Origin of the sequence: Glaciecola sp. MF2-115 (assembly GCF_047250385.1) — a bacterium.
Lineage (GTDB): Bacteria > Pseudomonadota > Gammaproteobacteria > Enterobacterales > Alteromonadaceae > Glaciecola.
Window position 1 is genome coordinate 87,789 of record NZ_JBLBVM010000040.1, and the last position, 8,933, is coordinate 96,721.

Sequence of the window (8,933 nt, forward strand, 5' to 3'; positions counted from 1 at the left end):
AAAAGACTGGCCGAAAGTTATCTACAAAAACGTTATCGACAAATTAGTCTATTAGTACAAAAGTTCGGTATTATAATTCATTCTTTGGCAGATGTGCGGTTAATGTGACTTCCAGTAGCTTTTCTTTTTCAAATACGCTTTTAACTTGGTTTGACCAACACGGGCGTAAAAATTTACCTTGGCAAAAAAACAAATCCCCTTACTCTGTATGGATTTCGGAGATAATGTTGCAACAAACTCAGGTTGCGACAGTTATCCCTTATTACGAAACCTTCATGCAACGGTTTCCAACGGTTAATGACTTAGCTAATTCACCTGTTGATGAAGTACTTCATTTATGGACAGGTCTCGGTTACTACGCCAGAGCACGAAACCTCCATAAAGCGGCGCAAAAAGTGCGTGATACTCATGATGGTGTGTTCCCAGAAACCTTTGATGAGCTCATTGATTTGCCAGGAATTGGCCGATCTACTGCCGCAGCGATATTATCCTTATCTTTGAATAAAGCTTACGCCGTTATGGATGGGAACGTGAAGCGAGTACTTACTCGCTTTTTGGGCATCGAAGGCTGGCCAGGCGCGAAGAAAATAGAAGACCTATTATGGGAAGAAGCCGAGAAACTAAAACCAGATGCTTCTAAGGTCGCTAATTGTGATACTAAAAGCGCTGAAATGAGCTTAAATTCAGAACCTAGGTACGATGACTACACTCAAGCGATAATGGATTTTGGCGCCACGTTGTGCACACGTTCCAAGCCAAGTTGTGATTCTTGCCCTATGCAAATGCATTGCTTAGCTTTTGCCCAAGGAAGACAGTCAGAACTGCCATTCAAAAAACCTAAAAAACAAATTCCTACTAAATACACAACTATGTTGATCCCGTCTTATAACGGGCAAGTTTTATTGCAACAACGACCTTCAACTGGAATTTGGGGAGGCCTTTGGGGATTTTTGGAAACAGGGTTTGATACAGACAATGAAAAAACAGCAGACGAAGCTTTATCGCAACTTGAAGCAAGCTTGCGAAACGTGAACTTAGAAGATGCGAGAATGCGTGAACTAGAGACATTTAAGCATACCTTCAGCCATTTTCATTTGATGATACTGCCTGTATTGATTGAGTTAAAACTACCACCAAATCAGTCAGTGGAAGAGAACATAAATCAGTTTGGAACAGATTTAGCCACTAAAGGCCCAAATGAGGAGAGGCAGGAAGCTGCAAAGCGCCAGATTTGGTTCGATTCGTATAGACCAAGTAAAATTGGTCTATCAGCACCCACTATGAAAATTCTCGATATATTGAAAAATGATTATTAGATATTCCTGAGCTTCGACAAAGAATTACTCACTTTTTAAAGAATGAATGCTGAAGTATAGGGCGAATATACGCTATACTCTCAGCAACTAAAATCCACCTCGTTTTACTTTGTTTCGTGGTGTCGTAACAGCATTCAGCATTACGCTGAGTAGTGCGTCACAATGAGAATTTAGCTTGCAGGGCAGGCTAAGTAGTATAGAAACGATATTTAAAGGTAATTGAAATGGCAAGAACGGTAAATTGTGTACATTTGAACAAAGAAGCTGATGGATTAGATTTTCAACTGTATCCCGGTGAAGTTGGAAAACGCATCTATGATTCAATTTCGAAGGAAGCTTTTAGTTTGTGGCAAAAAAAGCAAACCATGCTTATCAACGAAAATAAGTTGAACATGATGGAAGCTAACGATCGTAAGTTTCTTGAAGAGAAAATGGTCGCGTTCTTGTTTGAAGGTATTGAACCCACGATTGAGGGTTACGTTCCGCCTACAAAATAACCGTTTGAGCCCTTTTATTCAGATAAAGTTACAAAAACATCAAAAATCAGTTGACTTGGAAGGGCAAAATCCGTTTAATACGCACCCACAGCGATTTACAGCGTTAAAACGCACTCGCGAATGCCTCGATAGCTCAGTTGGTAGAGCAGCGGATTGAAAATCCGCGTGTCCCTGGTTCGATCCCGGGTCGAGGCACCATTTATTCCAAGAGCCCTGAACAGAAATGTTCGGGGTTTTTTCGTTTTAGTCTGTCGAACGTCAGATGAAGGCAGAACTTTTATAAAATGTTAATGCTCGTACTTTTAATTCATAACTAGGCATTCAGACTTACGCGGCACTTATATGTTGCAAGATCGCATGCGAATAATGCAAACTAGGCATTATTAGAAGCATTTTTTCTATGCACGATAACTACATCCTTGTTCTTCCACTGTCTTACAGCGACAAAGAGTATTAGAGGCCTTATGCAATACCGACTAAACAAGCGTTATTCAGATTACGCTAGCGTTCATGAAATCAGTAAACTGGCTTTGAGTATTAGCGATAAATACGAAATAGAGGCCTTGATGATTGGTGGCTCTTTACTTGGTTTAGTGCGTGATGGGGATCTGTTGCCGTGGGATAAAGACGTTGATTTCGCTGTATTTGAAAAAGACATCGACAAAACTTTTGCTTTAGAAGGTGAGTTCCGCGCCGCTGGCTTTGAGTGTCGCTTGCATTACCTTGGTGTAAGAAGCCCTGAGTCATTGCAAAAAGGTAAAGCGCTACTGTTAGAGTTGCAGCAACGATTAAATGAACTGGGAATCGAAAATTGTCAGCTAAACGGAGGTTTGCTTAATCTTTACCGCGACGGCGAATTATTCTCTGAATCGCAAGCTTTATCAATGCTGTTGAATACAAACAATATCGACACAATGCGCGATGTTAAAGCGCGAATCTCAGATTTAGGCGACACATATTTAAATGTAGATGGCGACTTTACGAAAGGCGTCATACTGATTGCCGGTGAATGGCGTATCAATTTATTTTGTTATCACCAAAATCCAGATGATCAAAGTGAGTTTGGTTGGAGCGATCTGAATTGTGATCATTGGTTTTCATCGCCATTATTTCCAGCGCAAACAAAAGAAGTTCACGGTATGACTCTGAATTTACCGAATGACTTTGAAGGTCATTTGTTAGCCCGATTCGGTAAAAACTGGCACAAGCCCTCACCATCCCAATTCTCTAATGGTCGTGTAGAAGGCTGGATGCAGCTATATAAAGACGGAGTGATGGTCGATTACATTGTGCATTATGTTAGAGGTGAGAAAACCTATTGGTTCGAGCCTGCAGCGAATGTGATCAGCACTAAAGGATTTTTACCCGCAACCCTAGAAGACACACCTGCTGGCAAATTGTTGATGCCTGACCACCCTGAAATCTTCCTAACCGAGCATTACGGCGATTGGAAAACACCTGTCAAAAGCTGGAATGGAGCGGTTGATAACCCGACTATTGTGCCTAGTGATGAAGCAATGCAGGCGATCATTAATCCTAAATCTTAGTTATCAGTAATGTGCCATTTTTATCTGCGATAGGTATTTTGGCTACCTTGCCATGCGCTTTTTCAAAGTCTGCAACGGCTTGTTTTACGCCTAAGAATTTGGGGTGATTATAATCATGTAACATTAAGAACCCGCCAGGAGAAAGTCGAGGGTAGAAGTATTCTAGCCCTGCTAACATGGGTTTGTATAGGTCGGCATCCATTGAAACAAACGCAAATTGGTCTTCAATTCCGCTAGCTGTTTCAGGGAAGAAACCTTTGCAAACCACACAGTTTTTTGGGCTGGTCATTTTTGCTAAGACCATTTCTAATGTTGTATTGGTAAATCTATCTACGTGATCGAAGATAGCGGATTCTGAATGTCCGTGCTCAATGTCAAATTTCTCATCTTTCTCATCGAAGCCTTCAAAGGTGTCAAACAGATAGAATGTTCTAGAGGGAAATAGCGCATTGATGTACTTTGCAAAGTTTCCTTGATAAACACCTAACTCAGCAACCGAACCGGGCACGTCTGAGGCCTTTATTTGCTCGGCCAACAATTCTAATTGCTTGAACCTTACATAGTCTCTTGAATCAGTATATTGCTCTTCTAGAGTGGACTCAGTCTGATAGGATAAGGCTCGAGTAAGGACTGGGCGACATGGTTGCAAAGTATCATCAAAGGCAGGGCTATCGTCTAATAAGACTTTATCCAGAATATCAAAATAGCACTTAAAAAAGAGTACCTTAATTTTGCTCTTCTCTATGCCATGCTTTAGGCATTCGTAGTATGTGTCGGAAAATTGATTCGCAAGAAAGATTTGGTCAAATGCGATAGATGAGGCATCAGAGATCGAAGAGACAGGCTTGCCCAAAAAGTGAGTGTCGGGTTCAACTGCAGAGCTCAGAACAAAACCCAAAATATTATATTGCTCACTTACCTTCTTATAAAATCGAAGTGCGCCATTTCCTGTGCCATAAATCAAAATATTTTGCATGTGTCTCATCATCTATTGCTAAGCTTTTCATCATCATATTTAATAACGAATTGATTAGCAACGGATTATGAGTAAGCATACGCAAACACTATTGAAGGCAATAATCACTTACCTTTACTTACTCGTGCATGAATTAATCATTTGATTAGCACTTAGAATGAGTAAAGTCGCGGTGGTCTCTGTTATCATGACGGGACAAGCCATTTAAATTAATTTGCTTCAACAAAAGGTAACAAGCCATGATCAACACTAAAATATACAAAGCCGTTTATAGTCTATCTGAAAAGTTAATGGCGGCTGCTGAGCAAGAAAATAGAGAGTTGTTCGATTCTTTGTATGCCGAGTTGGAAGCTATTTGCATCGAAAACGAAAACACTGCCAAAGACCATCCTGAGCAATGGGAAACACTGGCTGATTTTACCGAAGAGTTGGAAGATGCGGTTGTAATCTACGAAAAAGCGCTGGTAAAAGCGAAGGAAGCAAATTCTAAAGATCATATGTCCTCTATTGCTTTTTCCATGGCGAAAGTGAAAATCGATTTAGGCCAAACTGTTGACGCCATTAAGAATCTGAAAGAAGCGAAAATTAGTGCGAATAAGATTGAAGATAATGAGCTGAAAGCTGAGATAGATGACTTGCTAGAGGAATTATCGTAAGACCAAGCAATTGGTTTTACCCCCGTCGAAAAAATAGAAGCTCAGGTTGGCTATAGGATTGGCATTTTCAGAACCCGCTAGCCTAGCTTCGTATGCAATCTAACAAAAAGAAATGGCGAATTAATTAATGCATTCAGTAGTTATCGTTGGAACAGGTTTTGGAGCAATTTCAGCGGCAATAGCTTTGTTGAAAAGGGACATTCGAGATTTTGTAATGCTAGAGCGACGTGGATTCGCCGGTGGCACTTGGTTACAAAATCGTTACCCTGGAGCAGCAGTTGATGTGCAATCGCCATTATACAGCATATCCGGTGAGCCTTATGCATGGTCTCACTTATTCGCAAAACAAAACCAGTTAGCTGATTACACTCAGGGCCTGATTGAAAAATACTTGCTTGCTGAACATATAAAATTGAATGCAGAGGTCATGTCTTCTGTTTGGTGTGATGATCATTGGCAAGTGACTCTCGCAAATCAAGACATACTCTCTTGTAAAACGATTATCAATGCTACGGGGCCATTGAGCACGCCTATCATCCCCGACTTTGAAGGGTTTGAACGATTCAAAGGACAAAGTTTCCATACCAATGATTGGCAACATGATGTCGACATTAAAGATAAAAATGTTGCGATTATTGGTAGCGGAGCCAGTGCAGTGCAAGTTATTCCAGCCATTATCGACAAAGTTAAAAAGCTCCATGTAATTCAACGAACGCCACACTGGGTATTGCCACGTTTAGATTGGGCGTTTCCACCTTGGCTGAGTAAATTCTTAGCATTTCGACCGATATATACGTTTATTCGTTGGTGTATTTATTGGTCGTTGGAAGTACGTGTCTTGGCATTCAAATATAATCACACCTTACTTAAAATTGTAGGTGAATGGCCTGCGAGGAAGCATCTAAAGAAGCAAGTTCATGATGACAATCTGCGCAAAAAGTTAACACCGGATTTTACGATTGGTTGTAAGCGGATCATTATCTCAAATAATTACTATCCAGCCCTTCAAAGGCCGAATTGCGAACTGCATGATCAGCAAGATACGCTTTTAGGCTTTACAGAAAAAGGCCTGTCCTTCGAGGGTTCTGGCGAGGTAGAAGCTGATGTTGTCATTTTCGCGACAGGTTACAACGCCGCGGACTCTATGGTTTCCTATGATGTTACCGGAAAGAATGGCGCTTCATTAGCGCAGCAATGGGAAGATTATCCACGAGCCTACTTAGGCACTTCAATCCCTAAGTTTCCAAACTTCTTCGTGATTACTGGGCCAAACACAGGTATTGGTCATACTAGTGCTATTTTCGTTATCGAATCACAAATGAAGTACGTGATGCGTTGTATCGATATCTTACAAGATGACAAGATTAAGTCTCTTGAACCAAGTCAAGCGGCTGAGTGCGAATACACACAAATGGTACATGCTGAAATGGAAAAAACAGTCTGGAAAACCGGCGGTTGCACAAGCTGGTATCAGAATAAGCAAGGGAAAGTGATAGCGATGTTCCCGGGTTTTAGTTTCACTTTTAGAAAGCTCTGCAAAAGATTCGTTTATGCGCATCATCTAATTGAATGACAGCTTTGTTTAAAACTTCTCGCACGCTATACTTGCGCGAATAAACATCACTGACTAATTAAACTGAACTGGTTGCCAATGAAAGATCACAATGCATCACCTTTATCCGATTATATTGAGTACCCGCAAGAAGAAATGATGGAGCGTTCTTTAGCTTTTTATGAAGATATTAAGCGCCGCCATAGTATTCGTAAGTTCAGTGACAGACCCGTTCCTCAAAGTATTATTGAAAACTGTATAAAAGCAGCAGGCACTGCGCCAAACGGTGCAAATCATCAGCCTTGGCACTTTGTTGCGATTCATTCTGCCGATGTAAAAAAGCAAGTACGAGAGCAAGCGGAATTGCATGAACAGGGTTTTTATTCCGGTCGTGCGGGTGAAGAATGGCTCGAAGCATTGCAGCCGCTCGGTACGGATGCTAATAAACCATATCTTGAACACGCGCCTTGGTTAATTGCGATTTTTAGTCAGAAAAAAGGCGGCGTGACGCCGGGTGAGAAACACACTAACTATTACGTACATGAGTCGGTTGGTATTGCCACTGGCTTTTTGATTACGGCTTTGCACAATGCAGGCTTAGTGACCTTAACTCATACACCTAAACCCATGTCTTTTCTTTCAAAAATATGTGAAAGACCAGATGATGAACGTCCTTACATGTTGTTGATCGCCGGTTATCCTGCTGAAGATGCAACGGTCCCAGAACACGCAAAGAACAAAAAATCACTCGATGAAATTTGTACATTTTTGTAATTAGAGAAAACGTAAATTGAACACTCAAGAATTTATCCAAATACGCCGCTTCATTGTGAAGCTAGGCAAAATGTTGCACAAGTACGGTACACCTGCATTTCGCCTTGAAGCCTACCTGCTAGAAGTATCATCATATTTGGGAGTTCATGCATCATTTATCGCAACCCCCACATCCATTATCTTCGTTATCTGGAGTGATAAGCACGAAGACGAATACAACCACGCCGCTCGCTTACAGCCCGGTGATTTGGATATGAGTGCTTTATCTCTTACGGATGAGCTAGCCAATGAACTCTTGTCGGGTAAAGTGAGTTTAACGGAAGCAGATAAACGTTTAGATACGATTAACGCAATGCCCAGCCCCTATGGGAAATTAGTGACAGGATGCGGATTTGCATTAGCGACTGGTTCATTTTCAATGCTAATGGGTGCTAGCTTAGCCGAAATTTTATGGACCAGCTTACTCGGTATCGTCGCTTATCTTTGGGTGCTTTGGTCGCAGCGCTCTAAACGCGTCAACTTGATGCTAGAACCTGTCACTTCTTTCGTCGCAGGTATCTTGGCCTGCGCAATCAGCCGTTATTTCGACCCCGGTATTAACATTCCCTTGATGGTACTGTCTTCAGTCATTGTACTGGTTCCTGGTTTAGCCTTGACGATGGGCTTAGCGGAACTCTCATCTCGAAATTTGGTTTCTGGTACCGCGCGAATAATGGATGCGATTATGCAACTGTTTAAACTCTATTTCGGTGCGTTTCTTGGGGTTGCAGTGGGTTTCAGTTTATTTGGTCAGAACGAATATTTCCCTGCGCCATCATTACCCTACTGGGCGACATGGTTGGCCGTTGGATTGTTATGTTTCGCCTTGGTTCCCATTTTTCGAACACGTATTAAGCATATCCCGTGGGCTTTCGTTTCGGCCTTCATCGCATATGGCGTGACCGTTTACAGTTCAATTTATATGGACCAAACCTTTGGTACCTTTTTAGGTGCATTTGCATTAGGTGCGTTTGCGAATGTTTTTACTCGTATAGCAAACCAACCTTCTACGATTGTGGCGATGCATGGTTTAATAGTGTTGGTTCCGGGCTCTAAGACGTATATTGGCTTGAATTCGTTTATCTCTGGGCAGGATTTCGTGCAGGCAGATCATGTAGGGCAAGAGGTGTTCTTAATTTTCATGTCTTTATTAGCTGGGCTAATATTCGCCAATGTAGTAATGCCGACGAAGAAGGCGCTGTAGGCCCTCGAAGTTGTTAACTAGATAATAAAGGTGCTAGCAAAACTATAAAGTTGTTAAGTTTGAAATCGGTCACCTTTGCCCCAGTTTCTTGCCTGTCACCACCGCCTACGCGGTGGTCTCCTTGAGCGAAAAGCGAAAGCTCAAACTACCTTGGCCGAACAGCCGCTTTGCCCAAGTTAACGGTTCGATTAACACACAAATTTTGAATCAACCAACACGTCATTCCTGCGAAGGCACTGAGGGATCCCCATTTTTTACGAGGCCATGCTATATATTCGTTTTTTATAGTCTTTGTTAAGATTTCGCACCCCTTGACTGAATAATGCAATCACTCTCCTAAAGGTGAAGTGAATGAGTATGTTTTTGGCGAGA

General features: G+C 41.7%; 8 protein-coding genes and 1 tRNA gene. 8 read left to right on the forward strand and 1 reads right to left on the reverse strand.

Annotation, left to right across the window (positions count from 1 at the left end; translation table 11 throughout):
* Positions 1 to 104: 104 nt before the first annotated feature.
* From mutY to ACKLNX_RS04100, 4 genes are all read left to right on the forward strand, one after another.
* Positions 105 to 1,316: an A/G-specific adenine glycosylase gene (gene mutY / locus ACKLNX_RS04085; RefSeq protein ID WP_411694459.1), complete on the forward strand. Its 1,212-nt coding sequence runs from the start codon at positions 105 to 107 to the stop codon at positions 1,314 to 1,316.
* Between the two features lie 224 nt (positions 1,317 to 1,540).
* Entirely contained in the window at positions 1,541 to 1,813 is a 273-nt protein-coding gene (locus tag ACKLNX_RS04090) for an oxidative damage protection protein (protein ID WP_411694460.1), read from the forward strand.
* A 122-nt stretch (positions 1,814 to 1,935) separates the two neighbouring features.
* A tRNA-Phe gene (locus ACKLNX_RS04095) sits at positions 1,936 to 2,011 on the forward strand.
* Positions 2,012 to 2,277: 266 nt separating this feature from the next.
* Positions 2,278 to 3,360 (forward strand): LicD family protein, encoded by a 1,083-nt coding sequence (locus ACKLNX_RS04100; RefSeq protein ID WP_411694461.1) that lies wholly within the window; start codon positions 2,278 to 2,280, stop codon positions 3,358 to 3,360.
* Here ACKLNX_RS04100 and ACKLNX_RS04105 read toward each other — a convergent pair.
* On the reverse strand, positions 3,350 to 4,336 hold the full coding sequence (locus ACKLNX_RS04105; protein ID WP_412971323.1) for a TylF/MycF/NovP-related O-methyltransferase: 987 nt from the start codon (positions 4,334 to 4,336) through the stop codon (positions 3,350 to 3,352). The genes ACKLNX_RS04100 and ACKLNX_RS04105 overlap by 11 nt on opposite strands.
* A gap of 239 nt (positions 4,337 to 4,575) precedes the next feature.
* Here ACKLNX_RS04105 and ACKLNX_RS04110 point away from each other — a divergent pair, with 239 nt between their 5' ends.
* The 4 genes from ACKLNX_RS04110 to ACKLNX_RS04125 all read left to right on the forward strand — a co-directional run bounded on the left by ACKLNX_RS04110 (position 4,576) and on the right by ACKLNX_RS04125 (position 8,561).
* Positions 4,576 to 4,992: a tetratricopeptide repeat protein gene (locus ACKLNX_RS04110; protein ID WP_412971324.1), complete on the forward strand. Its 417-nt coding sequence runs from the start codon at positions 4,576 to 4,578 to the stop codon at positions 4,990 to 4,992.
* 127 nt (positions 4,993 to 5,119) lie between these two features.
* Positions 5,120 to 6,565, forward strand: a complete 1,446-nt coding sequence (locus ACKLNX_RS04115; RefSeq protein ID WP_412971325.1) for a flavin-containing monooxygenase — start codon at positions 5,120 to 5,122, stop codon at positions 6,563 to 6,565.
* Between the two features lie 78 nt (positions 6,566 to 6,643).
* Positions 6,644 to 7,318 carry a nitroreductase family protein gene (locus tag ACKLNX_RS04120; RefSeq protein ID WP_412971326.1) on the forward strand — a complete coding sequence of 225 codons (675 nt, stop codon included), beginning with the start codon at positions 6,644 to 6,646 and terminating at the stop codon, positions 7,316 to 7,318.
* 16 nt (positions 7,319 to 7,334) lie between these two features.
* A complete protein-coding gene (locus tag ACKLNX_RS04125) occupies positions 7,335 to 8,561 on the forward strand; it encodes a threonine/serine exporter ThrE family protein (RefSeq protein ID WP_411694466.1) in 1,227 nt (408 codons plus the stop codon).
* The last annotated feature ends 372 nt before the right edge of the window (positions 8,562 to 8,933 follow it).